Annotated in this window: 22 protein-coding genes; 9 read left to right on the top strand and 13 right to left on the bottom strand. The window is 48.4% G+C overall.

Annotated elements, in window-relative coordinates; all coding sequences use genetic code 11:
* Nucleotides 1–50: 50 nt before the first annotated feature.
* Nucleotides 51–470: an RNA polymerase-binding protein DksA gene (gene dksA / locus C504_RS0104730; RefSeq protein WP_018688157.1), complete on the bottom strand. Its 420-nt coding sequence runs from the start codon at nucleotides 468–470 to the stop codon at nucleotides 51–53.
* A 195-nt stretch (nucleotides 471–665) separates the two neighbouring features.
* Between dksA and C504_RS0104735 the strand changes: the two genes are divergently transcribed.
* The 4 genes from C504_RS0104735 to C504_RS0104750 all read left to right on the top strand — a co-directional run bounded on the left by C504_RS0104735 (nucleotide 666) and on the right by C504_RS0104750 (nucleotide 4,448).
* Nucleotides 666–1,172, top strand: a complete 507-nt coding sequence (locus C504_RS0104735; RefSeq protein WP_026317221.1) for a SixA phosphatase family protein — start codon at nucleotides 666–668, stop codon at nucleotides 1,170–1,172.
* A 98-nt stretch (nucleotides 1,173–1,270) separates the two neighbouring features.
* A complete protein-coding gene (locus tag C504_RS0104740; RefSeq protein WP_026317222.1) occupies nucleotides 1,271–2,719 on the top strand; it encodes a YcjX family GTP-binding protein in 1,449 nt (482 codons plus the stop codon).
* Entirely contained in the window at nucleotides 2,716–3,828 is a 1,113-nt protein-coding gene (locus C504_RS0104745; protein ID WP_018688160.1) for a YcjF family protein, read from the top strand. Before C504_RS0104740 ends, C504_RS0104745 begins: the two co-directional genes overlap by 4 nt.
* 86 nt (nucleotides 3,829–3,914) lie before the next feature.
* A complete protein-coding gene (locus C504_RS0104750; RefSeq protein WP_018688161.1) occupies nucleotides 3,915–4,448 on the top strand; it encodes a hypothetical protein in 534 nt (177 codons plus the stop codon).
* Here the strand turns inward: C504_RS0104750 and folK are convergent.
* From folK to C504_RS0104775, 5 genes are all read right to left on the bottom strand, one after another.
* On the bottom strand, nucleotides 4,441–4,959 hold the full coding sequence (folK, locus tag C504_RS0104755; protein ID WP_026317224.1) for a 2-amino-4-hydroxy-6-hydroxymethyldihydropteridine diphosphokinase: 519 nt from the start codon (nucleotides 4,957–4,959) through the stop codon (nucleotides 4,441–4,443). The genes C504_RS0104750 and folK overlap by 8 nt on opposite strands.
* On the bottom strand, nucleotides 4,949–5,308 hold the full coding sequence (gene folB / locus C504_RS0104760; RefSeq protein WP_026317225.1) for a dihydroneopterin aldolase: 360 nt from the start codon (nucleotides 5,306–5,308) through the stop codon (nucleotides 4,949–4,951). The genes folK and folB overlap by 11 nt, the downstream gene beginning before the upstream one ends.
* On the bottom strand, nucleotides 5,308–6,183 hold the full coding sequence (gene folP / locus C504_RS0104765) for a dihydropteroate synthase (RefSeq protein WP_018688164.1): 876 nt from the start codon (nucleotides 6,181–6,183) through the stop codon (nucleotides 5,308–5,310). Before folP ends, folB begins: the two co-directional genes overlap by 1 nt.
* 28 nt (nucleotides 6,184–6,211) lie before the next feature.
* Complete coding sequence (locus C504_RS0104770; protein WP_018688165.1) at nucleotides 6,212–6,532, bottom strand: 2Fe-2S iron-sulfur cluster-binding protein; 321 nt, start codon at nucleotides 6,530–6,532, stop codon at nucleotides 6,212–6,214.
* Nucleotides 6,533–6,650: 118 nt separating this feature from the next.
* Nucleotides 6,651–7,034, bottom strand: a complete 384-nt coding sequence (locus C504_RS0104775; RefSeq protein ID WP_081774001.1) for an Hpt domain-containing protein — start codon at nucleotides 7,032–7,034, stop codon at nucleotides 6,651–6,653.
* A gap of 311 nt (nucleotides 7,035–7,345) precedes the next feature.
* Here C504_RS0104775 and C504_RS0104780 point away from each other — a divergent pair, with 311 nt between their 5' ends.
* The gene (locus C504_RS0104780; protein WP_018688167.1) at nucleotides 7,346–11,965 is read left to right on the top strand and encodes an apolipoprotein A-IV repeat region-like domain-containing protein; all 4,620 of its coding nucleotides are present in this window, start codon (nucleotides 7,346–7,348) and stop codon (nucleotides 11,963–11,965) included.
* A gap of 77 nt (nucleotides 11,966–12,042) precedes the next feature.
* Here C504_RS0104780 and C504_RS0104785 read toward each other — a convergent pair whose 3' ends face one another.
* From C504_RS0104785 to C504_RS0104800, 4 genes are all read right to left on the bottom strand, one after another.
* A complete protein-coding gene (locus C504_RS0104785) occupies nucleotides 12,043–12,657 on the bottom strand; it encodes an ABC-type transport auxiliary lipoprotein family protein (RefSeq protein ID WP_083923137.1) in 615 nt (204 codons plus the stop codon).
* A gap of 62 nt (nucleotides 12,658–12,719) precedes the next feature.
* Nucleotides 12,720–14,096: an MCE family protein gene (locus tag C504_RS0104790; RefSeq protein ID WP_018688169.1), complete on the bottom strand. Its 1,377-nt coding sequence runs from the start codon at nucleotides 14,094–14,096 to the stop codon at nucleotides 12,720–12,722.
* 1 nt (nucleotide 14,097) lies between these two features.
* A complete protein-coding gene (locus tag C504_RS0104795) occupies nucleotides 14,098–14,919 on the bottom strand; it encodes an ABC transporter ATP-binding protein (RefSeq protein WP_018688170.1) in 822 nt (273 codons plus the stop codon).
* A complete protein-coding gene (locus C504_RS0104800) occupies nucleotides 14,920–16,122 on the bottom strand; it encodes an MlaE family ABC transporter permease (RefSeq protein WP_041951493.1) in 1,203 nt (400 codons plus the stop codon).
* Between the two features lie 111 nt (nucleotides 16,123–16,233).
* On the opposite strand from C504_RS0104800, the gene dgcA reads away from it, so the two are divergent.
* From dgcA to C504_RS0104820, 4 genes are all read left to right on the top strand, one after another.
* The gene (gene dgcA, locus C504_RS0104805; RefSeq protein WP_018688172.1) at nucleotides 16,234–17,208 is read left to right on the top strand and encodes an N-acetyl-D-Glu racemase DgcA; all 975 of its coding nucleotides are present in this window, start codon (nucleotides 16,234–16,236) and stop codon (nucleotides 17,206–17,208) included.
* A 15-nt stretch (nucleotides 17,209–17,223) separates the two neighbouring features.
* A complete protein-coding gene (locus tag C504_RS0104810; RefSeq protein ID WP_018688173.1) occupies nucleotides 17,224–18,000 on the top strand; it encodes an SDR family oxidoreductase in 777 nt (258 codons plus the stop codon).
* An 89-nt stretch (nucleotides 18,001–18,089) separates the two neighbouring features.
* Nucleotides 18,090–20,402: an NADP-dependent malic enzyme gene (locus tag C504_RS0104815; protein ID WP_018688174.1), complete on the top strand. Its 2,313-nt coding sequence runs from the start codon at nucleotides 18,090–18,092 to the stop codon at nucleotides 20,400–20,402.
* A 142-nt stretch (nucleotides 20,403–20,544) separates the two neighbouring features.
* A complete protein-coding gene (locus tag C504_RS0104820; protein WP_169385081.1) occupies nucleotides 20,545–21,621 on the top strand; it encodes a DUF2865 domain-containing protein in 1,077 nt (358 codons plus the stop codon).
* Here C504_RS0104820 and gltX read toward each other — a convergent pair.
* Genes gltX through C504_RS0104835 form a run of 3 tightly spaced genes read right to left on the bottom strand, consistent with a single transcriptional unit; the run spans nucleotide 21,539 to nucleotide 25,862 of the window.
* Entirely contained in the window at nucleotides 21,539–22,918 is a 1,380-nt protein-coding gene (gene gltX / locus C504_RS0104825; protein ID WP_018688176.1) for a glutamate--tRNA ligase, read from the bottom strand. The two genes, C504_RS0104820 and gltX, sit on opposite strands and share 83 nt — an antisense overlap.
* A 46-nt stretch (nucleotides 22,919–22,964) precedes the next feature.
* The gene (locus C504_RS0104830; protein WP_018688177.1) at nucleotides 22,965–24,182 is read right to left on the bottom strand and encodes an MFS transporter; all 1,218 of its coding nucleotides are present in this window, start codon (nucleotides 24,180–24,182) and stop codon (nucleotides 22,965–22,967) included.
* Nucleotides 24,183–25,862 (bottom strand): NAD+ synthase, encoded by a 1,680-nt coding sequence (locus tag C504_RS0104835; RefSeq protein WP_018688178.1) that lies wholly within the window; start codon nucleotides 25,860–25,862, stop codon nucleotides 24,183–24,185.
* Between the last annotated feature and the right edge of the window lie 28 nt (nucleotides 25,863–25,890).

Raw genomic sequence — 25,890 nt, forward strand, 5'->3', positions numbered from 1 at the left:
GCCCGCCGAAACATTCAGCGGGCTTTATTTTTTAGCTAAATATCTAACGCTTAATCGTCACGATAAACTTTTTCGCGGCGCTCATGGCGTTCTTGCGCTTCAAGAGACAAAGTTGCGATTGGACGAGCATCAAGCCGTTTAACTCCAATCGGATCACCTGTTTCTTCACAATAGCCGTAAGTGCCATCATCAATACGTCGCAATGCTGAATCAATTTTATTAATCAGCTTACGTTGACGGTCGCGTGCTCGCAGCTCGATAGACCGATCAGATTCAGAAGATGCTCTATCAGCAACATCTGGATGATTCGAACTTTCACGCTGCAAATGATCTATAGTTTCGCGTGATTCACGCAAAAGATCAGCACGCCACTTCACTAACTTATCTCGAAAATATGCCCGCATCCGATCATTCATGAACGGTTCTTTATCGTCGGGGAAATAATCCGCAATGCGAATTTCGTCTGCCATTCACTTACTCCCAGCAAATCGATATTGGGCGGTGTATACTCATAGCTTAGCTATGGAACAAGTGAAGATTGAGTGAAAATGATTCTAAGCTTTATTCTCACACAACATTTGCGGGTCACAGTTCACAAATGTTAATTGAAATCTGATATTATAACGTCTATCGATTGACTATAATTTAAGCAGGATAAGAACCATATGAGCCGACTCTTTCTGTTTCGTCACGCAAAAGCGAGTTGGGCTGAGCCTGGCATGCGGGATTTCAACAGAAAGCTATCGCCAGAAGGCATCGAAGAAGCTCAACGCATCGGTGTCGCATTGCGCAAGCGTGGTCTTATTCCAACTCAGATTATCTGTTCCGCCGCTGACCGGGCGCGTGAAACCTTTGACGCTATCGATCAAAATGATGGCTGGCGCGAAAATGTCACCTTCACAGACACACTCTATTCTACGGATGCCCCCGGCTATCTGGAAGTTGCGTCTGAAATGGGACATGATGGCGATCTGATGTTAATCGGCCATAACCCGATGCTTGAAGATCTTGCCATCGCATTGGGTCAAACAGGCAATGACGAAGCTTACACCCATATCAATATGGGATTTGGCACAGCCTGCGTCGCAATATTAAAATTCGACGGCCCTATGAGTAATATTCAAGAAACAAAGTGGACGCTGGAAGATTATTTGCGACCACGCGATTTGTAACGCTTAATCATTATAGCAATTACTTTTTGAAATGTGCCCATAGTGTAACTACTTTATAAGAAGGTTGTTTTTACGTTTGTGCACAAAGGTTGAATAGTTTGGCTTCTCTGACTTCACTAGGAGATGAAGCGCTTATCGCGCTGGACACGGTTTCCGAGCGCGCCACGAGCTTTTTTTATCCCAATGTACGGTTAGGCGTTACGGGCCTATCCAGAGCGGGAAAATCCGTATTCATTTCAGCCTTGGTACACAATTTGATCCATGGCGGGCGTATGCCGCTTTTTGAACCTGCCCATAACAATCGAATTTCTAAAGCCTACCTTGAGCCACAACCTGATGATGGTGTGCCGCGCTTTGCCTATGAAAAACACATCGAAGACCTCATTAAAAATCAAATATGGCCTGAATCAACGCGCGCCGTATCGCAGCTACGCCTAACAATTGAATATGAAACCGCATCAGGATGGGGACGCTTTTTTTCCCGCAACAAGCTCCATTTGGACATTGTCGATTATCCCGGCGAATGGCTTCTCGATCTGCCACTGCTGCGCAAAGATTTTGCGACATTCTCGCGCGAATCCATTGCCCGTGCAAAAAGTGAGAAACGCACTGAAATCGCAAGCGAATTCCTAGACTTAGCAAACAAGCTTGAATCAAATGCTGAAGCAGATGAAACAGCTGTCAGAGAACTTTCAGACAGCTTCAAAACCTATCTTGCTAATTGCCGCAAGGATGAGCTAGCGCTTTCCACATTACCGCCCGGACGGTTCTTAATGCCAGGAGATATGGAAGGCTCGCCTGCCCTGACATTTGCACCCCTCACCAATGTTACAGACCACGCAGAGCCGGGCTCCATTCAAGCAATGATGGAGCGGCGCTATGAAGCTTATAAAACGCTGGTCGTTAAACCATTTTTCCGCGAACACATCACGCGCCTTGATCGTCAAATTGTTCTGATCGATGCAATGCAAGCGATCAATGCTGGCCCTGATGCCGTGGCCGATTTAGAGCGTGCCTTAGTTGAAATCATGAGTTGCTTCCGCCCAGGTGCGGGTAATTTGCTGACATCGCTATGGCAGCGACGCATCGACAAAATACTTGTTGCCGCAACAAAAGCCGACCATTTGCACCACGAAAGCCATGACCGGCTGGAAGCTGTCGTCGACCGACTGGTGAAAAATGTGACTGTCTCAGCAGGCTTTGCCAACGCATCAATAGAAACGGTGGCTATGGCTGCCGTGCGCGCCACCGAAGAAGCCACGATTGATGATGGCGGCGAAAAATTACCGGTCGTCGTCGGCATACCGGCCAAAGGCGAACGTATCGGCGATGAAATATTTGACGGCATCCGCCAAACCGCCGTTTTTCCCGGCGATCTGCCCGATGACCCAGAAGCATTATTCCGCATGGAAAGTATGCCGCAGCAACGATTTGTCCGCTTCAAGCCCCCCAAAGTTGAGCGCACCGCAGAAGGCATAACGCTTTCATTGCCGCATATTCGTCTTGATAAAGCGCTACAATTCCTCTTGGGAGATCGCCTCCAGTGAGTAAGCAACCTTCCGATTCTCGCAAGCCACGCGCATTTTCTGTACCCGCAGAGGATAATCAGGCAAGCAATCCAGACGTCGAAAAAGCAAAGCCAAAGCCGCGCAAACCACGGTCCATACCTGCCTCGCCTACGCTGAATTATGAAAAGACTGATGAAGCCTTTTTTGCAGCAGAAGAGCGCGGTGAACTGGATGCATTAGCACCGCCGCCGCCGCAAAAGCGATTGCGAAAAAGCCGTATAAAATTTGGTACCCTCGCAACGGCAGCGCTTGGCTTTCTCATATCTGCTTCTTTGGGCTTATGGCTTGAAAATTTGATATCCGATTTAGCCGCACAAAATCTTTGGCTAGGCCGTGCAGCCATGCTTGCTGCAGCTTTGTTCGTGCTGGGCGTATTGGCTTTCATAATACGCGAGCTGCGCGGCATTTGGAAAATCCGCTCCGTATCTAAGTTGCGCGAGCGTATTGAGGTTGCCCTGTCGGAAAACAAACCCAAAGAAATCAACAACGTAACAAAAGAACTTGAATCACATTTTGAAGGCCACCCAAAAACGGCCCATGGCCGCAGCATTTTGAAAGCCAATAAAAATGAGGTCATGGATGCACAAGATCGTTATGCCTTGACCGAACGCGAACTCCTTGCAGGTCTTGACCGCGAGGCACGCCAAATCGTGATGAACTCAGCCAAACGCGTTTCCGTTGTCACTGCGGTGTCTCCGCGTGCTATCGTCGATATAGGCTATGTTCTTTATGAAAACATTCGGCTGATACGCGTTATGTGCGAACATTATGGTGGGCGCAGTGGCCTTGTCGGCACATTCAGCTTGCTGCGCCGTGTCGTCGCGCATTTGGCTGTCACAGGCTCTATCGCTATTGGCGACGGTATCATCCAGCAACTTTTAGGCCATGGACTGGCCGCCAAACTATCTGCTCGTTTAGGCGAAGGCGTTATTAATGGCTTAATGACCGCAAGAGTTGGCTTATCGGCGATCGATGTGTGTCGTCCGGCACCATTTCATGCGCTCGAAAGGCCAAAAATCTCTGATTTCGCCGCGAACCTCACCTCCATGAGCAATTTAAAGCCCCAGCAAAACGAACCAAATAAATAGCATACGCACGGCCTAAAAAAAGGATGCGTTAACCATTTCTGTTCATGATTGCATGATGATTCCAATCCATTCAGGAAGAGTTTTCAATGTTTGTTCGTTTTGTTGCCTCGTGTCTATCTATCGCCGCCATTGCTACAACAAGCCTACCGGCGCATGCGGACGCAAAACGCGATTCAAAATTTCTCAATAAAATTGAAGGCTCTTGGCGCGGCCCAGGCGAAATCGTCGCTGGCAAATATAAGGGCACAAAGTTCACCTGTGACCTTGATGGATCAACACCAGACAAAGACCTAGGCATGGCACTTAAAGGCACATGCCGCGTCGGTATTTTCAGCCAAAGAATGGAAGCAACGGTTACCCGCAAGGGTAAAACCTACAAAGGTGCATTTCTGGATGGCGCACTTGGCGAAGGTCTTGATGTAACAGCTGGCAATGTAACCAGCGACCGGATCGTTCTCACATTGAAACGCAAGGATTTAAACGGCGCTATGCTGGCGCGTCTTGCAAACGACAATAAGCTCAATGTCACTGTTTCTGTGCGCGTTGGACAAGACCTTGTGCCTGTCATCGGCATGAGCCTTAACCGCATCGACAATATGGCTGTTGGCTCAATTAAGTAATAGGCAGCGTCAGTTCTTGCGCCGCAACCTCAATGCCCGCAAGATCTAGCTCTTTAGCATAATCAGCAATGGTATGGCCCAGAACGGTGCGGTCAGCCGCAATATCCATCAATGGCACAATCACAAATGAACGTTCCGCCATGCGCGGATGCGGAACCGTTAGCCGTTCAGTCGCAACTGTTGTGTCGCCATATACGAGCAAATCCAGATCAAGCGTTCTTGGCCCCCAGCGCACATCACGCACCCTGCCCCGCAAACGCTCAACGGTGAGCAATTGATCAAGCAAAGCCTCCGGCATAAGCGACGTTTTAATCTCAGCACAAGCGTTAAAAAACCAGTCTTGATCAGTCACGCCCCAAGGTGGTGTCTTATAAATTTTGGAAATTTTAGTGACACGGCACTGCGCGTTCGTCTGTAAAGTATCAATGGCAAACTGCATTGACGCACACACATCACCAACATTACCACCAAGCCCAATCAGAGCCGATGTTTCGGCACGATCAGGGCTTATAGACAACGCGAACCTCTACATAATCCAATACGCCCGGCACAGGGGCATTGGGTTTACGTACTGTAATATCCGCCTCTTTAATTTGCGGAAACTCATCGCAAAGCGATTTTCCAATTTCCAAAGCAATGGCTTCAATCAAATAGCGCCGTTCGCCAGCGATGATTTTTTCAATTTCGATGAATGCACGCCCGTAATCCACGGTGCCTTCAATTGAATCGTTTTCCAGTGCATTGCCCGGATCAACTTGCAAAACAGCATCCACGTAAAAACGCTGACCAAGGAATTCTTCCTGATCATAGACCCCGTGGCGTGCAAAAAATGCGCAGTTTTTCATGCGGATTTCATATATCAAGGTTCAAACCTCCCTGCTGAACGTTGGCCGGTAACAATCAAAGCATCAGCAAGCTTTAATGCATCCGCATTTATTTTTATATCATGGACGCGAAAGATCGCAGCGCCATTTTTACGTAAAATCGCCGTCGTTGCCGCCGTTGCGATATCACGATCTTGCGGCTCGCGCCCCGTAATCGCCCCTAGAAAACGTTTTCTGCTGGTTCCAATCAGAAACGGCAATCCAAAAACATGCAATTCATCAAAACGTGCCATCAATTCCAGATTGATTTCAGTGGTTTCCTTGCCGAAACCAAACCCTGGATCAAGCATGATCTGATTTTCATTCAATCCCGCCTGCTCTGCGATCTTTAAAGACTTGTCAAAATATTGCTTTTGATCTTCGATCACATCATCCAGAACGGTTCTGTCGCGATTGGTGTGCATGATAACGATGCCCGCACCATAATCGGCTGCGACACGTGCAATATCAGGCTCCTTTTGAAGCCCCCACACATCGTTGACAATGTGAGCGCCGGCAGCCAAGCCTTTTTCAGCCGTGGAAGCACGGTATGTATCAAGAGAAATCAAAATATCAGGCGACGTGTCAAGAATAGCCTTCAGCGCGGGCATTAAGCGCGCTTGCTCTTCATCACAATCAACTGATTTTGCGTTCGGCTTGGTGCTTTCGGCGCCGATATCGACAATCAAAGCGCCGTCATTGACCATTTTCAGTGCTTGGCCTGCCGCAGCACGCGGGTCGGCAAATTGCCCACCATCAGAAAAGCTATCAGGCGTTACATTCACAACGCCCATCAAATGACCGTGCGGACCAAGCTCTACAGTTTGATCCGACGCTATATGCCATTGTCTTTTGCGGAACGGGTCAAGCATAGCCGCCCCTCACTATTATTTGAAAATATCAGGCCTGACGTTCAGGGACATGAACAACAAGTCCGTCCAAATCATCCGTCATTTTTACTTGGCAAGAAAGACGTGATGTTGGTTTTTGCTCATAAGCAAAATCAAGCATGTCTTCTTCCATCACGCCGGGCGTACCAACCTTTTCGCTCCACGCATCATCAACATAAACATGGCAGGTTGCACAAGCACAAGCACCACCACATTCTGCTTCAACGCCCGGCACAGAATTTTTGACGGCATTTTCCATAACGGTTGAACCGCTGGCTACATCCAGATCAAATTTGGTGCCATCAAAGGCGACGATAGTTAGCTTCGGCATGGTTTCTCCAACTGATAAGCTTTGGGCGTTACTCACGCCTAGTCTCTAAGTTGCGGCTTAGCTGTTGACTGTCAATTGTCAAGTATTGGCGTTTTACAACCTACATATTGTGCAACGATTACCGCAGCAATGAGGATATGTAATCACAGGTCGTGTTAACCTCGGCCGTTAATGTAGAAACATAAGAAACTTCTGAAGGATTATTTTCCAAATCATCTGCGCAATTAGCAACATTAAATGCGCCAACGGCACGCGCAGCGCCTTTTAAATTATGGGCAGCGAGTTTACGCGTCTCACAATCACAATCCTGCGCCATTTCACGCGTTAGCTTATGGGCTTGGCGCAAGAACATCTGAAGAACCTCTTCTTCCAGATTGCGATTGCCGCCTGTTTGACGCGCTAAATGCACCAAATCTACAGGACGCGAGCGCGCCTCCATGTGTGATTCCCCTGCAGGAGAGGAGAACACCGGATGACCGGCTTTAATAACTGCTTGTCCCATATCAACACCTTATTTCACGCGTACACAAACCGTTCCCAATATTAATCGTGCCAGCAAATCCTGCCCATCCGGTTAACAAAAGGGCGGAATTGCTGGATTTTGGACATAAATAGCTGGATGTTTATCTAGCGCGTTAACTTTATATTTAAACTTTTAGTGGTTTCGCGATTCAATTGTTTATTTCACAAGCCTGTATCGATACGATACGGGCAAAGCGTGATGACACCCTAATTGTGCCTTTTTATAGGCAATATAAGTGACATCTAAAAATAATGAGTATGCGTACAGGCTCTCGGGCCAGGTGAGGCGAAATGGCAGTTAAGAAGAATGACCTAGCAGATCTTGATCTGGATATGGAAGAAGCTCTTCAAAATGCACTTGATGAAGATCTAGGTGACGATCTGGATTTAGATCTCGATGAAGAGCTATCACTTGATGATTTTGAAAATCAGGTGGCAGAAGCCGCGACTGAATTAAAAGGCGATAACAAGCCTGCTCTTCAGGAGGCTGCGAGCCAGACGGCGGCGGCCGCAACAGCAGCTGTTGCGCCAACATCTTCTTTCCGCCCTGCCAATGATGATGACGCAGAGCGTGAATACGCACAAATGATTGCGCGCCTTAATAATAAGCCTGCTAGCTCATCCTACATCGTAGCTACTCTTATTAGTTTGTTGTGGGTCGCTGGCGGCATCTTCTTGGCACACACTCTCTATGCACCTGCAGTATGGCAAGTGAGCAGCTTTGCAGAGCTACAGGCAATTCCTGGAGCGCTTGCTGTATTGGTCGGCACAATTGTGCCTGTGTTTATGTTCTTCTCATTTGCGATCATGATTCGCCGCGCACAAGAAATGCGTATGACAGCCCGCTCGATGAGCGAAATTGCCTTCCGTCTTGCTGCCCCTGAAAAAATGGCATCAGACCGCGTTGCAACAGTTGGTCAGGCAATTCGCCGCGAAGTCGCTGCAATGGGCGAAGGTATTGAGCGCACTGTTGCGCGCGCATCAGAGCTTGAAGCCCTTATGCAGACCGAAGTGAATGAACTTGAGCGCTCATATTCTGACAACGAAGTGCGGGTACGCTCGCTGCTCACAGACCTTGGCAATGAGCGCGAAGGCATCGTCACCCACGCAGAGCGTTTACGTGCTTCAATTTCTGGCGCACACGAAGAGCTTCGTGATGAGCTAACCAGCGCTGCTGATGTTATTCGCGATAATGTCATGAACGCATCGACACAGCTCACCATGGCCCTCAACCAATCTGGCGAACAGCTGGTTGGACGTATTAATGAGAGCGGCGGCGAGATCAATAAATCGATTGCCAAGCGTTTGCAGGAAGTTTCAGGCAATTTGCTTTCTTCAGGCGAAACATTTGCAAGCCTGCTTGATACACGTATCGCAACCCTACAGACGGAAACCGATAGCGCGAGCCAGCGTCTTGCTGAAGCGCTTGAAGCCCGCTCTTCATCCATGGTCTCACTTATCGGCGGCGCAACAAGCTCTATGACGAATGAGTTTGATACGCGTATGGCAGATATGGAACGCATTCTGAACGAACGTGGCACATCGCTACTCAATGAGTTCCAAACACGTGTAGAAGCCGTCAATACAGGTACTGAGCGCCTTGATAATGCGCTGGACACACGCGCACGCCAGTTAAACGAGACACTTCTTGAACGCACACGCGCAATTGCCGAAACAATGACAAGTGGTGCAGATACATTCTCAAGCCGCATCGGCGAGCAAGCGGCAAGCATAACAACATCACTTTCAGCAGAACTTGAAAGTCGTGCAGCTGCGTTCACAGAAAAACTGAACGCGGTTTCAGGCTCTATTAGCGAGCGTTCAAACTCATTCCTGCAACATGCAGATGAAAAAACGCAGGCCATTTATGGTGCCGTGGATCATACAACAAGCAAACTAGGCGAACGCTTGGATGCAAGCAAAAATGAGCTTGAACAAACTCTTGAACAGCGCAGCTCGCAAATCGACGCCTCTATTACTTCGCGTACAGCAACACTCACAGCCAAGGCTGATGAATTTGCAAAAGTGCTCGACGAGCGCGCCAATGCAATAGAAACCAAAACGGACCAGACTACGGCCCGTCTAGCTTCTTCGCTTAGCGCACAGGCATCAAAACTAGACGAAACATTGCAAAAGAATGCATCCAGCTTTGATGAAAAACTGTCTGCGCAAGCGCAAAACATTGACCGTAAGGCCGATGAATTGGCTGCCCGCGTGGAAGCAGCAACGTCCAACACAGTCAGCAAGCTGGGTGAAACTTCTGAAGACCTCTTGGCGCGTCTTGATGAGAAAACACAGGCTATCTACGGCTCTGTGCAGCATACCGCTGAAAAACTGACCAATGCACTTGCTGGCCAAACAGGCGGCATGGATGCCAAGGTTGAAGAGCTAGCGGCACGCTTTAAACGCGTGACAGAAGAAACCTATAGCCGCATTGATACTGACGGCCGTAATTTCCTTGCGCAGCTTGATGAAAAAGCAAACTCCATCAACGGTTCAATTGGCCATAACAGTGCTAAATTCAGCGAAACCTTTGACTTGCAAAGCGCAACGCTTGAAGAAAAACTATCGTTGCTCGATGCCCGCCTCACCGCGATTTCAGAAGCAACCTCGCAGCGTATTGAAGAAACATCGACAGGCTTCATTTCGCAGCTTGATGCACGAACCAATGCAATCTATGGCGCAGTTGACCGTACAACAGAACGACTTGGTGCAGCTCTGAGTGCACCAGCAGATGATCTGGAAGCAAAAGGCGCTAAACTTGGTGAACGCCTAAGCGCAGTAGCAATGGAAATGTCAGCGCTGGTTGAACAGCGCACGGCTGCAGCCGTTGATTCAGTACAAGCAAGCACGACAGCACTTGATGAGACATTCACGTCTCAAACAGGCATCGTAACCGAGCGCACTGAAACGATGGAAAAAGCACTAACGATGGGTGTCGACAATGTCAGACGCACATTGGAAGAAAGCGCTGGCAAACTTGCTGCGACACTGCGTGACAAAGTTATTGAATCACGCCGTGAAATTGAAGAAGAAGCAAACCGCATTGCGCAAATGTCGAGTGACAATTCTGAGGGCATTTCTGAACGTATTGCCGCTGTCCTTCGCAGCCATCAGGAAGGCCTAACAGCTGAAATCAGCCGTTATGAAAGCCAGATAGAAGCACGCACTCAAGAGCTGAATACTATTCTTGATAACTCGGCTAAACCGCTTGTTGATCGCTTGACTGACAGTGGCCAAAACCTTGCGGCAGAACTTGAAGTGGCAACGAAAGCTGCAACCGAACGCTTGCGTGCGGAAAATGCAGAGCTGGTCAATATGCTTGCGACACGCACTGCCGATACATTGACAGCTGTTGAAGATATGCAGCGCAGCCTCAAAGGCGGTGTCGATGGCATGATGGGTACATTGACTGCAAAAACGCAGGATACAGTAAATACCGTCGAAACGATGCGTTCAAATCTTGAAGGCAATGTTGATGGAATGCTCAACTCGATTACCAGCCGAACTGCACAGGCCGTTAATGCTGTAGAAGGCATGAACCAAAACCTGAGCGAGAATGTTGGCGATCTTGTTGAACGTCTATCTGCATCTAATTCGCGATTGGGTGAATTGATTGAGCATGCAGCAGCTAACATTGGTTCAATTGATGGACGGTTGGATGCAAGCACAGAAGCCTTCTTGAAAAAAGCAGGCGGTGTTGCTGAAAATCTTGCTCAATCTGTCTCGTTACTTACAACCAACACCAATAAATTAGATGATGTTTCAACCAAGACATTGCAAAACGTGGCCTCAATCGCGTCGCGCTTCAACGAACATGGCCACGTGCTAGAGCAAGCCTCTAACCTACTTGGTTCTGCCCAAGACAATCTGTCATCTACGCTTGAAGAGCGCCGTGATGCACTGGAAAATCTGTCTGCGGGTCTGGTTGGAAAATCAGAAGAGATACAAGGTTTGATGCGTTCATTTGAAAGCGTCATTACCTCAACGCTTGATACAATTGAGAAACGCGCATTGTCTTCAACCGATAATCTGGCCCATTCTATCCGCCAAACGGCAGAAGAGGCTATGAGCCGGTTTGATGAAGCAACCACCGATATGCGCCGTGTCTCAACTGAAATGCGCGATGAGCTTGCAACGACACGCGACGAAGTTCGCAAAGGTGTCATGGCTCTACCAGAAGAAACACGCGAATCCGCAAACGCTATGCGCCGCGCTGTAACCGAGCAAATCAAAGCACTGAAAGATCTTTCACGCATCGTTGAAGATTCTGGACGCGCCTTCGATGTCGGGAACGGGGGAGCCCGCGGAAAAAAGGCCTTGGCCTCGGCGACCGCTACTAAAACAGCGCCAGTCGAGGCACCAGTTGCAAACCGTCCTGCTGCACAGGTGCAGCGGACATCTGCTCCACAACAGCCTCAATTACGAGGCACAGTGAGTGCTGCGCCAACAAGCAGTGATAAAACGGCATCAAATGGCTGGGTAAGCGATTTGCTACGCCGCGCATCGCAAGAAGGTGATTTACCTACTGCCGGCGCAGCAAGGGCACCTAAACCAACAGATGCGCGTAAAGCTGATACGCTCAACACATTGTCAGCCGATATCGCTCAGGCAATTGACCACGAAGCATCGGTTGCGCTCTGGGATCGCTATCGCCGCGGTGAACGCAACATATTCACACGCAGTCTTTATACATTGCGTGGGCAGAAAACCTTTGAGGAAATGAAGCGGCGCTATGATAACGACCGAACATTTGCAGACACAGTCGATCGTTACATTGCCGATTTTGAACGACTAATTGATGATGTAAGCCGCAATGATCGTGATGGCACGATGGCACTTAGCTATCTGACATCTGACACAGGCAAAGTGTACACCATGCTTGCTCATGCAAGCGGCCACTTAAAGTAAACCGCAGTCAATAATCCAAACAAAAAGGCCGGATGCAGCGATGCAATCCGGCCTTTTTATATCGATATGAAAAGCTGTTAAATTTTAGTCGTAACCCAAACAACCATTTTCTCGCTAACGTCTTTGAAGGCAGTATCGAGTGCACGCACATAAGCGCTTGATACGCTTGAACCTGCATTCGCAGTCGAGGAGAACACTTGGCTGGAAATAACATTACCTGTTCTGTCATTAAGCAGTTTCACAGCGATTGTTACTTTCGCGCGGTTACCAGTAGCAACAACCCCAAATTCACGGATTTCAGTAATCAACTGGTAGTCAATGGCCAGCCCTTGTCCAGGCAGACCAATCCCAGCGAACTTGTTTGAATTATCAAAGGCCGTCGCAATCTTTTGCTGAACCACACGCGGGAGACGATCACTCCACTGCGCTTCAGATAGATATTGAATGGTGAGATTAGATGTCTCAATCACGATGTTCTCGGAATCAAGTGCTTTGAGCGCGACCGGTTCAACGATCAAAATTTGAGAACCACGGCGCACGGACTGTGCATTGGTGACTTCCGCAGCAGATAGTTCAAACGTATCAGAAATCGCTTTCTGGCCACCAATAGCAGCACAGCCACTGAGCAAACCGAAACCGATTGCACCGATTGCACCGCGAAAGAAACGTGTTTCTGCGATCAAATTTACCATTACAAAAACCAATCATTTACACCAAGCGCGCGGTCAATAACCGCACCACTTTGACAATTACATTATCGACGCTGACGTGCGCCGTCAAAACGCTTCACATCACCTTCACCGCCAAACAGTAGTCGTTGTGGGTTACTTTCGAGCGATGTGATTGCACTCTCAATACGGCTAATAGAGCGACGCGTTTCAGAAACCAACGCCTCAACATCGCGCAATCCCCTGCCCGAAAATCTCTCAAGGCCAGCTGTTATCGTGCCAAGGCGCGCATTCAGCGTATCAGCTACAGCGCGAAATGAGGCCAGCGTTTGATCGACATTGTCCATAACATTTTCTGCTGAACTATCGCCGAGGAAACCATCAACCTTGGCCAAAACACCATCAACCCTTACGGATGCCGCATTAAGGCGTTCTGCCATTTGCGACGCATTGGCGAGCAAAGTTTCAATATCCTTGCGGTGCTCGCCGAGCCCCTCCGTCAGCGTGCTTACTTCTTTGGCCGCTTTTTGAACTTCCGTTCCTGCATCGGCAAATCCGCTAACCGCCCTGTCGATGTCTTCAGCTTTAACTGCACCGAGAATATCTTGTAGCTGGCTTACAATCTGCACAACCTTAGGTCCTGTACCAGAATATGCGTCAACCAATGCAGTTACAGAGCTTCCAACGCCGGTCAAATCACCAGACAACTTATTAAAGTTTTCAGTCACACCTTTTGCATTCGTCAAAATTGCCTGCAAATCTTCAGGCGGTATAGAAGCAACTAAACCGTTCGCACTATTAAGCAGAGTACTCATATCGCCCGACACCGCTTCCAACGTCGTACCAAGATCGCCCATGCTCTTCATAAAGAGTTCAACTTTATCTGTGTTCTTAGCCGCTGCATCAGTCAGCTTAGCCGTATTGGTGAGGGTTTGTGTCAGCGGTCCACGCGCATCAGCAACAAAGCCTTCCAATTCGCTCAAAACACTGTCCGTGCGATCAAAAATATCCTGCGCAGTAATGAGCAAATTGTTCACCGCAGATGGGTCTGCTGTAACCGAGGCAACGCCGCCCTCATTTTCAGCCGCTTGAAAAACAGTCGCCTCATTAAAATCGCCGCCTTCAAATTCAATATGCGCAATACCAGTAAGACCAGTAAAGCCAAGAACCGCCTTCGTAGAAGGTGTGATTGGCAAATTGTCACGTACACGCGAACGCGCAATCACGATCCTTGGATTGGTTGGGTCAAAGCGCAAATTTGTAACCTTGCCAACATTGATACCATTGAACAGCACTGGGCTGCCAACGCCCAAGCCTGTAACAGAACCTTCAATCACAACATCAAGGTCGGTCTGCGCTTCGCCGCCGCCGGATCTTGCGATCCAAAACACAAATGCGAACGAAGCCGCAAAAACTGCGACTGTGAACAAACCAACAAGTGTATAATTTGCTTTCGTTTCCATCTTACTGGCTCGCTAACTTAGAATTATTGTTCTTCATTTTACGTTGCGCTTCGTCAAAGGCTGGAATAGTGCGCGCCCGTTCGCCCTTAAAGTAGGATTGTATCCACGGATCGTCCTGAGCAAGCATATATTGCAGATCACCAACAGCAATAACCTTTTTCTGCCCTAGCACTGCAATTCGGTCTGTTACAGAAAACAAACTGTCCAGATCATGCGTCACCATATATACAGTCAGGCCAAGCGTATCGCGAAGCTTTGCAATCAAACCATCGAATTCGGCGGCCCCGATAGGGTCAAGGCCTGATGTTGGTTCATCCAAAAACACAATATTTGGATCAAGCGCCAAAGCGCGAGCCAATGCTGCGCGTTTAATCATACCGCCAGACAGTTCTGATGGAAGCTTATAGGCATCGCTACGCTTCAGCCCCACCAATTCCATCTTAACAAGCGCAAGTTCACGCATCAGACTTTTAGGCATTGAAAGATATTCACGCATCGGCACTTCAATATTTTCAGCCACCGTAAGCGATGAAAATAATGCGCCATGCTGAAACAAAACGCCCATGCGCATATCGATTGCCAAACGCGTTTCTTCATCAGCGGTATCGATGTCATGGCCAAAAAACTTGACCTGACCATTCTGACGTTGATTGAGACCTAATACGGCACGCATCAGCACAGATTTACCTGTACCAGAGCCCCCGACAAATCCGAGAATCTCACCCGCATAAACATCAAGATCAAGATCATGAAGCACGACATGATTGCCAAATTGCACATGAACATCGCGAACCGATAAAACAATGTTATTTACATCAACCATCTAGAAATCCACCGCCGCAAAGAAGATTGCAAAAAGGCCATCAACCACGATGACGACGAAGATGGATTTAACAACAGACGATGTGACGCGGCGACCCAGCGATTCCGCACTGCCCTCCACTTTCATGCCCTCGACCGAAGCAATAATTCCGATGATAATTGCCATAAAAGGCGCTTTGATGATGCCGGCAAAAAAGCTCGTCATATCGACAGCTTCCCGAACACGGGTCATAAAGGCATCAGGAGAAATACCCGAATATGTTTGAGCAACAATCATCGCGCCGCCCAAAGCGGCCATATTCGCAACAAACGTTAAAAGCGGCAGAGAAATAACCAACGCTACCAAGCGCGGCAAAATCAATACGCTGATTGGATTGAGGCCAATGACTTTTAGCGCGTCAACCTCCTCGCGCATTTTCATCGAGCCAATTTCAGCTGTAATCGCGCTGCCTGATCGGCCAGCGATCATAATTGCAGTCAAAATGACACCAATTTCGCGCAAAACCAAAATACCGACGAGATCAACGACGAAAATCTCTGCGCCAAAATAACGCAACTGAAAGGCGCCCTGCTGCGCAATAATAGCGCCCATAATCACGCTCATCAGAACGATGATTGGAATAGCGCCCACGCCCATTTTATCTATTTGGCTGGCGATCGGCGCAAATGACATACGGCGGCCTTGGCCTGTTTTCCCATGCGAGCCTCGAACAGCTGCGCCAAGCAAATTCATCGAAGCCATAAAATCCGCGGCAAACGAATATGACATTTTGCCAATTGCTGCCAATATTCCAGACAATTGGAATTGCGCAGGCTTCACAACTTCACTTTTGTCATTGGTCACTGCATGCATTACTGCATCGAGCAAAATTTCGTTATTTTTGCTTAGGTTTAAAACTTCAACCTCATTACCATCGTCCTGAATCCGTAACTTCAGACGGGAAATCATCCACGCTCCGGCTGTGTCCAGCATGGTTATATCAGCGCAGTCGATAATATAACGAACAGGCTGTGTTGGCAGCTTGATAGCTTTGAATTTCTTATCTACCTTACCCACACTATGGGTAGCCCAAACACCATCGAGTACAATCGTGTGCGTATCGCCCTCGCTTGTCTCCGAAAAAGAAGGCAAACGTATTTCTTGATCGGACAATGATGAAATTGCCGATCCCTTCTTTAATATTGTACTATTAGTTCGAGTCATGCTGCTGTTCTTAAAGTATTAACGAAACTATGTATGCAACCTGAAAGACACACTTGCATTCGTTCTCGACTAAATTCCAACATTATCACAACAATCGATATCGAGTTGACCATGCTAAAAATAAAAATTGAAAAACAAAGCTATCCTATTCGTGGTGAGTTCCGGATTTCTCGCGGCGCAAAAACGCAAGCGGAAGTAATTTTATGCCAGATTGAACAAGATGGTTTGATAGGTAATGGCGAATGCGTACCATATAGTCGATACGGCGAAAATATGGATAGTGTTTTTGATCAAATCTCGGCAATCAAGCATGGCGACATGAATCAAGTCGAAACACAGGTCGCACGCCTTAAACCTGGTGCTGCGCGCAACGCACTTGACTGCGCGATATGGGATTGGAAGGCTAAGTCCATAGGAAAACCTGTTGCTGACCAAATCTGCGCCATAACACCGCGCCCAGTGGAAACCGCATTCACACTCTCATTGGATACACCGGACCGTATGGCGGATGCAGCACGCGCAGCTTCGCATCGTGCCGTTATCAAAATTAAGCTCGGCGGTGATAATGATATTGCATGCATGCATGCCGTGACAGCAAATGCGCCAAGTTCACGCATAATCATTGATGCGAATGAGGCTTGGACCAGCGATATATTTGCTAAAATGATGCGCGAAGCTTCACGATTGAAAATCGCACTCATAGAGCAGCCCCTACCCGTTGATGATGACGATATATTGCTCGATATTCCCCACCCTGTGCCCATCTGTGCCGATGAGAGCATTCATACATGCGAAGAGCTTGGTAATTTGCGCGGAAAATATGATTTCGTGAACATAAAGCTGGATAAAACCGGTGGATTAACAGAAGCTCTAAAACTACGCGATAAAGCACGTGAACTTGGCTTCGGAATTATGGTGGGCTGCATGGTGGGATCATCGCTTGCAATGGCCCCAGCGGTGTTGCTGGCACAGGATGCAGAGTTTGTTGATCTTGATGGACCATTATTGTTGGCAAAAGACCGGAGTCCAGCCTTGCACTATTTTGGCAGTACGGTATCACCCCCAACACCATCGCTTTGGGGATAGAACCAGGAGAGTAAAATGGATCTAGGTATTAAAGGCCGTAAGGCAATCATTTGCGCCTCAAGCCGAGGTCTTGGCAAAGGTTGCGCACTCATGCTGGCTGACGCTGGCGTTGACCTAACAATCAATGGCCGCGACGAAAAAATCACTCAGGCAACCGCCGACGAATTACGTGCCAAAGGCGTAGAAGTCACCGTCGTACTAGGCGATGTCTCCGAGCACAAAACACAAGATGCGTTATTGCAGGCCTGCCCAGAGCCAGACATTTTGGTCAACAATAATGGCGGCCCGCCCCTGAAAGATTTTAGAGAGCTTGACCGTGATGCAATCCTTCAAGGTGTAACACAAAACATGGTGACACCGATTGAGTTGATGCAGCGCGTTGTGGACGGTATGGCAGAGCGCCAGTTCGGCCGTATCATCAACATCACATCCTTGTCTGTTTACAATCCAATTTTGGGTCTTGATCTATCGTCGGGTGCCCGCGCTGGCCTAACAGCGTTTTTGGCTGGCATCGCACGCTCAGTTGCCAATAAGAATGTTACCATAAACAACATCCTGCCTGGAAAATTTGACACCGACCGTATCCGCAATACAATCGTATTTGCAGCCGATAAAAAAGGGCTTGAGATCGATATCGAAAAAGCAAACCAAATGGCGTTAATTCCAGCCAAGCGCTTTGGCACGATTGAAGAATTTGGTGCGACAGCCGCGTTTTTAGCATCTGCCCATGCAGGTTATATGACGGGCCAAAACATCATACTAGACGGCGGTGTGTACCCAAGTGCTTTTTAAAAACAGATAAAGTGTTTCGCACTAAACACGCTTCACCACAGCAATGAGCTCCATTAACACTATTACTTTAACGAATTCAGGATGCCGCCATGTCAGATAAAGATGAGCAGAAAAAGAAACTCTCCGACTTCGAAGAAAGCGCGCTTTTCTATCATCGATATCCAAAGCCTGGTAAGTTAGAAATTCAAGCCACAAAGCCGCTGGGTAACCAGCGCGACTTGGCACTGGCATACTCCCCTGGTGTTGCAGCCCCCTGTCTTGCAATTGCAGCAGATGAAAGCAAAGCTGCCGAGTATACAGCGCGCGGCAACCTCGTCGGTGTTGTATCCAACGGTTCAGCGGTTCTCGGTCTTGGCAATATTGGCGCACTGGCTTCCAAACCAGTGATGGAAGGTAAAGCGGTTCTCTTCAAAAAATTTGCAGGCATTGATGTTTTTGATATTGAAATCGATGCAGCTGATGTCGATACCATGGTGCAGGTCACGAGGGCATTGGAGCCAACATTCGGCGGCATCAACCTAGAAGATATCAAGTCACCGGAATGTTTCGAGGTTGAAGAGCAGCTTCGCAAGCAAATGAAGATTCCAGTCTTCCACGATGATCAGCACGGCACAGCTATTATCGTTGCTGCAGCTATTCTCAACGGCCTTGAACTTGCTGGCAAAGACATCACAACGGCAAAAATCGTAACGTCAGGCGCAGGTGCAGCAGCCCTTGCCTGCTTAAACCTACTCGTCGCTTTAGGCGCACCTTATGAAAATATCATCGTCACGGATATTGACGGTGTCGTTTACAAAGGACGTCCTATTCCATGCGATAGATGGAAATGCCTGTTCGAGCGAGAAACCGAAAAACGCACTTTGGCAGAAGCGATTGACGGCGCGGACGTGTTCCTCGGTCTTTCCGCTGCAGGTGTTTTGAAGCCTGAATATTTGAAATCAATGGCTGAAAAGCCGCTCATCATGGCGCTGGCAAACCCGACACCAGAGATCATGCCAGATCTAGCAAGAGCAGAACGCCCTGATGCAATGATATGCACAGGCCGCTCCGACTTTCCAAACCAGGTTAACAACGTTCTTTGCTTCCCGTATATTTTCCGCGGTGCGTTAGATGTTGGCGCAACGGCGATTAATGAAGAAATGAAAATGGCCGCCGTGCGCGCCATCGCGCAACTTGCCCGTGAAGAACCCTCAGATGTTGCAGCCCGTGCCTATTCCGGTGAGACCCCAATTTTTGGGCCTGAATATTTGATCCCTTCACCATTCGACCAGCGCTTGATTTTACGCATTGCGCCCGCCGTTGCAAAAGCTGCGGAAGACAGCGGCGTTGCGACCCGTCCAATTACGGATCATGAAGCCTATATGGACGGGCTGAACCGTTTCGTCTTCCGATCTGGTCTTGCCATGAAGCCAATCTTTGCAGCGGCGCAGTCTGCACCGATGCAGCGCGTTATTTATGCAGAGGGTGAAGATGAGCGCGTATTGCGTGCAGCTCAAATCGTTATTGAAGATAAGATTGCACAACCAATTCTTGTCGGCCGCCCGGAAGTCATTACAGCACGGCTCGAACGTTTCGGTCTTCGCATTCGTCCTGACCGCGATTTCGAACTCATCAACCCGCAAAGCGATCCACGTTACCGCGATTATGTCGATGATTTGATCCGCATTGGTGGACGAAAAGGCGTTACGCCATTCGTCGCGCGCACGTTGGTACGCACCAACTCAACAACCATTTCAGCGCTTGCGCTGATGCGCGGTGATGCCGATGCGATGCTGTGCGGCCTTGAGGGACGTTATGAACGTCACTTGCGCTCGGTACGAGAGATCGTCGGCACGAAGGAAGGCACGCAAGATTTGTCTGCGCTTTCAATTCTGATTTCGCAGCGCGGCCTCACATTCTACACCGACACCTATGTGTCACTTGATCCATGCGCTGAAGAATTGGCTGAAATGACAATCCTTGCAGCAGAAGAAATTCGCCGTTTCGGTGTGGAGCCTAAAGCTGCATTGGTATCACACTCAAATTTTGGCTCTCGCCCGTCTGAATCTGCGATTAAAATGCGCCGTGCAACCGAAATTCTCCACAGAATAGCCCCTGAGATAATGGCCGATGGTGAAATGCATTCAGACAGTGCGCTCGTGCCAGAGCTCCGTGACAGAGTGTTCCAGCATTCTGTTTTAGAAGGTGAAGCGAACTTGCTTGTATTCCCAAATCTGGATGCAGCAAACATTACGCTTAATGCTGTGAAATCTATGACAGACTCACTTCATGTTGGACCGATTTTGCTTGGTGTTGCTCGGCCTGCCCATGTTATTACCACTTCGGTGACGTCAAGGGGTGTGGTCAACATGACTGCAATTGCAGCTGTGGAAGCAGCACAGCAAGCTAAGGCGGCAAAGTAAACGGACGTAGGAAAACATTAACGCTAATATCAAGCTTTACACTTTGTTGCATTTTTTGTCGCATTTTTAATCAAACAGCGCCTCTTATCTGATATGAGTTGCGTAAGTTTGATCACATCGTATGTTTGAGGCGTGGTGTACATTGCTAGGTTCAAAGGCTTCATTTTCCAGATTTCCAAAGCGTGCTGCAACGCTGTTTGCAGCATTGGCATCTTTTGTTTCGGTCTCAATGTCCGATGCACAAGCCAGCCCTCAACAATGCGCTAGCTTGCAGCACCAGTTGTCGTCGCTAAGCGGCGGTTCAAGCAATTATGCAAAATATGATGCTGCTGCCGAACGCCAAAGCACAGAAATCTGGTACGTTAAACGCGACATGCGCCGTGCCAACTGTAATTCAAGCAATAGTGGCCAATGCAGGGCCATGACAGCGACACTACGCAAAATGAATGCAAATTATAAAGCGCTTATTCGCAAGCGTGAAAGCTTTAGTGGTGGTTCTGGTCGTAGAGCACAATCAATCAAACGCAAACTTGCGGCTTTAAATTGCAATTCTTCAGGTCAAACCACGCGCAAGAAATCAGTGATCGTCAAGACCCCAACGGCACCACGCAAAGCAACGCCTTCCATCGCCACCGGCGGCGGTTACCGCACAATGTGCGTGCGTACATGTGACGGATATTACTTCCCTGTTTCTCATGCTTCATCAAACCGCGATTTCAAGCGTGATGAAGCAATATGTAACGCATTGTGCCCAGCAACTGAATCGCGCTTATTTGTTTATAAAAACAGTACAGAAGCACAGAGCGAAGAAATGGTCTCACTGGAAGGTAAGCCTTATACAGAGCTACCAACGGCTTTTAAATACCGCACACAAACACGCAGTCCAACATGTAGCTGTGGTGTAGCTGATCCAGCGGCTGTAGGGCTTTCTACCGGAGAGGCAGCTGCAAAAGCTGAAACGAAACAGGACGATCCGCTTTTAAAGCGACTGCCCGCGCCGACCAGCCGCCCTAACCTATTTGCAGATGCAGAATCGCGTTTGAATGCGCAGGCCGATCTAACGGCCCAAACAATGAAGCAATTTGTTGCCCCAAAGACCAAAGATGAAATTATAGCCAGCGCTAATCAACGCAATGTTAGGGTCGTCGGGCCAGAATTTCTTCCCGACCCAGAAGCGGCAATAAATCTGCAAGCTCCGGCCCCCACGCGCGTCCAGTAAGCGCAATACGCATCGGCATAAATAAACCACGCCCTTTGCGCCCGAACTTTTCTTTGAGCGTATCCGTCCAAGACTTCCAAGTCTGGTCGTTTATCTCGCCTTCAGGCAGATAATCAAAAGCACTGCGCGCAAATTCCAGATCTTCACCTTCTAATGTTGCGTCATTTGCTTTGGCGCTAGCAATAATAGGCCACCACTCACCAGCATCTGTCACTTTTTTCAAATTCTTGACGATCAGCGTCCAAAAATCCTGAGCACGCGGATCAGAAATATCAACACCAGCTGCGCCAAGGCGCTCTTTAACATCGTCGAATGCCAATGCATGCACCAATGTCTCATTCAGCCCATCAAGTTCTGCTGGGTCAAATTTTGCCGCTGATTTGGTTGTTGACGCAATATCAAAACGCTCCGACAACGCAGCCATGTCAGGCACGGCAAACACGTTTTCAGATGTACCAATAAGAACCGCCAGCGAATTAACTGCCATCGGTTCATAACCGATTTCTTCAAGGCTCTTAATGGACAAAGCGCCTGTGCGTTTGGAAAGTCCCTCACCGCTGATCGTTGTCAGCAAGTTGTGATGGCCAAACTGCGGAGCTTTTGCGCCCATCGCTTCAAAAATCGCGATTTGCGCACCAGTATTGGTAACATGGTCATCACCGCGAATAATGTGCGTTACGCCCATTTCAATATCATCGACAACCGAAGGAAGCGTGTAAAGATAAGTGCCATCTTCACGGATTAAAACGGGATCGGACATAGACGCAAGATCAACCGCTTGACGGCCACGCACGGCATCATCAAACACGATTTCAGTGCGCTTCGTCGTAAATGGGTCGCTCTCGAAGTTCGGAAGCAGAAAGCGCCAATGTGGCTTGCGACCTTCAGCATCAAAGGCTGCTTTTTCTTCTTGTGTGAGTTTCAGTGCTTCGCGCCCATAAAGTGGCGGTAGTTTTCGGCCAAGGCGAATTTTACGGCGACGTTCCAACTCATCGGCTGTTTCATAGCAAGGATATAACAGCCCTGCATCTTTTAGCTTTTGCGCGGCTTCATCATAGCTTGCCATGCGTTTTGATTGATATTCAACGCGGTGCGGCTCAATACCAAGCCACTGCAAATCCTTGGCAATTTGCTCTGCATATTCTGTTTTCGAGCGAGCAACATCGGTGTCATCATAGCGCAAAACAAACTGGCCGCCGCTTTGAAGCGCATAAAGCCAATTGAACAATGCTGTACGCACATTGCCAATATGAATGAAACCGGTGGGTGAAGGAGCAAATCTAACTGTAACTGACATGAATGTCGCCTAACCAAGGATGTAATATTTTGCAAGCAGAATTGGACTATGTGGTTGCGTTACGCCGCAATAGTCCCTTTGAAACGAAGGTCATAATACCGCAAGCCACGACGCAATATACCCCCATCACGATAATCTGGCTTGAATAAGATACGCCTATATCAATGAGCCATCCCGTCAAGCCTGGGCCCGCCGCTGTTGCAAACACCATCATCGCCACTGTTATCGCTCTGATTGAACCCAGATATTTTGTGCCATAAATTTCAGGCCACACAGCACCAAACAAAGTGGATGAAAAGCCATATGATGTACCAAGCAACGCCATAAAAACAAATACCGACCACTGCGCATCAAAACCACCAAGTACGAAACATGCCAGCGAAAGCGGGATGAGAAAACTCGGCAATAAAGCAACAGCAGAAAATCTATCCACCAATGCCCCTGATACAAGCACAAACCCAATCGTAAACATCGCCATCACAGAAAAGGCCGAAGCAAAGATCGTCAGTGACCAACCGCGCAACTCAACAAGATAAACCTGATGGAAGAAAATTGTTGTTCCTATGAATGCTGGCGCAAGCATACCAATCAACAAAAGCCAAAAGAAAATATCACGCAAAGCTTCAGGTCGCGTCCAGTCACGCACGGCAACAACTTTTGGCTCTGGATCAGAACTCTGCCGTTCCCTGTCCTTTGCGACAAGTTTTGTTATCACTGGCAAAGCAAAAACAATAAGCAAAGCTGCTGCCACCAACCAGCTATTTCGCCAACCAACAGCCCCCGCCACAAATACAAATGTAAATGGAAGAACCGCCTCACCAACATTATGGCCAATAGTAACAAACGAAATGGCTTTACCGCGATTGGCGGCAAACCAACGCGCTGTCGCCGTCAATGCATTTTGTGTCATCATCGCTTGCCCAAAAAGGCGCAACAAATAAATAGACAAAACCAATGCAGCGACATGTGTTGAAAACGCCATACCGACGGCGCCAAGCGCCAACATTGGCACAATCATCATTGTAACTTGAGCAGGTGTAAACCGGTCCACAATTTTGCCCATCCAAGGCAAAGTTAGCGCACTGCACAATGTCGCCACCATATACAGCAAACCAAATTGCCCATGACTAAGACCATATTCACTTCGAATTTCGCCAGCCGAAAGTGAAATGAAAAACGTTTGACCGAACGATGAAAACAAGGTCAGTAAAAACGCACCGCCAATCCAGCGAGCGTTGTCCGAAAGAAAATTAAAAACAGACACTTAGTTCCGATCTCTGAATCTATTTGTGATCGGATAGCGACGGTCACGGCCAAATTGTTTGCGGGTAATTTTTACACCTGGCGCAGATTGGCGCCGCTTATATTCTGCGATGTACAACAAGTGCTCAATACGGTGCACCAATTCTCGATCATGGCCGCGCTCAACAATCTCATTAACGCCCATTTCGCCTTCTACCAGACATTCTAAAATGTCATCGAGCACTGGATAAGGCGGCAAGGAATCCTGATCTGTTTGATCAGGTCTCAATTCAGCAGACGGTGCCTTGTCGATAATGTTTTGCGGAATAACTTCGCCCGACGGTCCAAATGCGGTTGCCGGCACCTGCGTGTTGCGCCAACGCGCAAGCGCATAGACCTGCATTTTATAAAGATCTTTAATCGGGTTAAAACCGCCGTTCATATCGCCGTAAAGCGTTGCATAACCAACAGACATTTCAGACTTGTTGCCTGTGGTTACGACCATGGAACCAAACTTGTTGGATATCGCCATCAAAATCGTACCGCGTGTACGGCTTTGAAGGTTCTCTTCCGTCACACCGTCATCTGTGCCCGCAAACATATCAGACAGAGCCGACGTAAAACCCTGCACTGGTTCAAAAATAGGTATCACATCATAGCGGCAACCAAGCGCTTTTGCGCCTGCTTCTGCATCAACGAGCGAATCCTTGGCAGTATAAGTGTAAGGCATCATCACACAGCGAACGCGTTCCTCACCCAGCGCATCAACCGCTAATGCAGCGCAGATCGCACTATCGATACCGCCAGACATGCCAAGAACGACATTTTTAAAACCGTTTTTATTGACGTAATCACGCAGGCCAAACATGCAGGCGCGGTAATCGGCCTCTTCTGCTTCCGGAATTTTCGAACGCGGCCCGTCAGTGCAAACCCAGACATCATCTTGACGCTTCCAAGTCGAAATACTTGTTTGCTCTTCAAACTGGCTCATCTGGAAGGCAAGCGAACGGTCAGCGTTAAATGCAAATGACGCACCATCAAACACAAGCTCATCTTGCCCGCCCAGCAACGCGCAATAAACCATAGGCAATTCAGATTCGATAACCTGCTTGATCACGACCTGATGACGAATATCGACTTTACCGCGATAATAAGGCGAGCCATTGGGCACTAGCAAAATTTCAGCGCCGCTTTCAGCAAGCGTTTCGCAAACACCCAAATGTCCCCAAATATCTTCGCAAATTGGAATACCTATTCGCACGCCGCGAAAATTCACCGGGCCAGGCATTTCGCCCGCATGGAAAACGCGTTTCTCATCGAATTCGCCATAGTTGGGCAAATCCACCTTATAACGCTCTGCAATGATCGCACCCTTGTCGATCACCATCACGGCGTTATAGCGTTTACCATCACGAGCCAGCGGAACACCAATCACAGCGCCCGGCCCATCTTCGCTGGTCGTCTTGGCAAACTCTTCGACCGCAGCCTCACAAGCATTTAGGAAGGCTGGACGCATGACCAGATCTTCAGGCGGATAGCCTGAAATGAAAAGCTCAGGATAAAGCACAAGGTCTGCACCCTGACGCTTGGCATCTTGATATGCCTCCAGCGCAAGCTTTAAGTTACCTTCAATATCGCCAACGGTCGGATTTAACTGAGCAACAGCGATGCGTAATGTATCTAGGGTCGAATTGTTTTCCATAAAGCTGATGTAGCGCGGCTTTTAAAGA

The organism is Ahrensia kielensis DSM 5890 (assembly GCF_000374465.1).
In the GTDB taxonomy this organism is placed as follows: domain Bacteria; phylum Pseudomonadota; class Alphaproteobacteria; order Rhizobiales; family Rhizobiaceae; genus Ahrensia; species Ahrensia kielensis.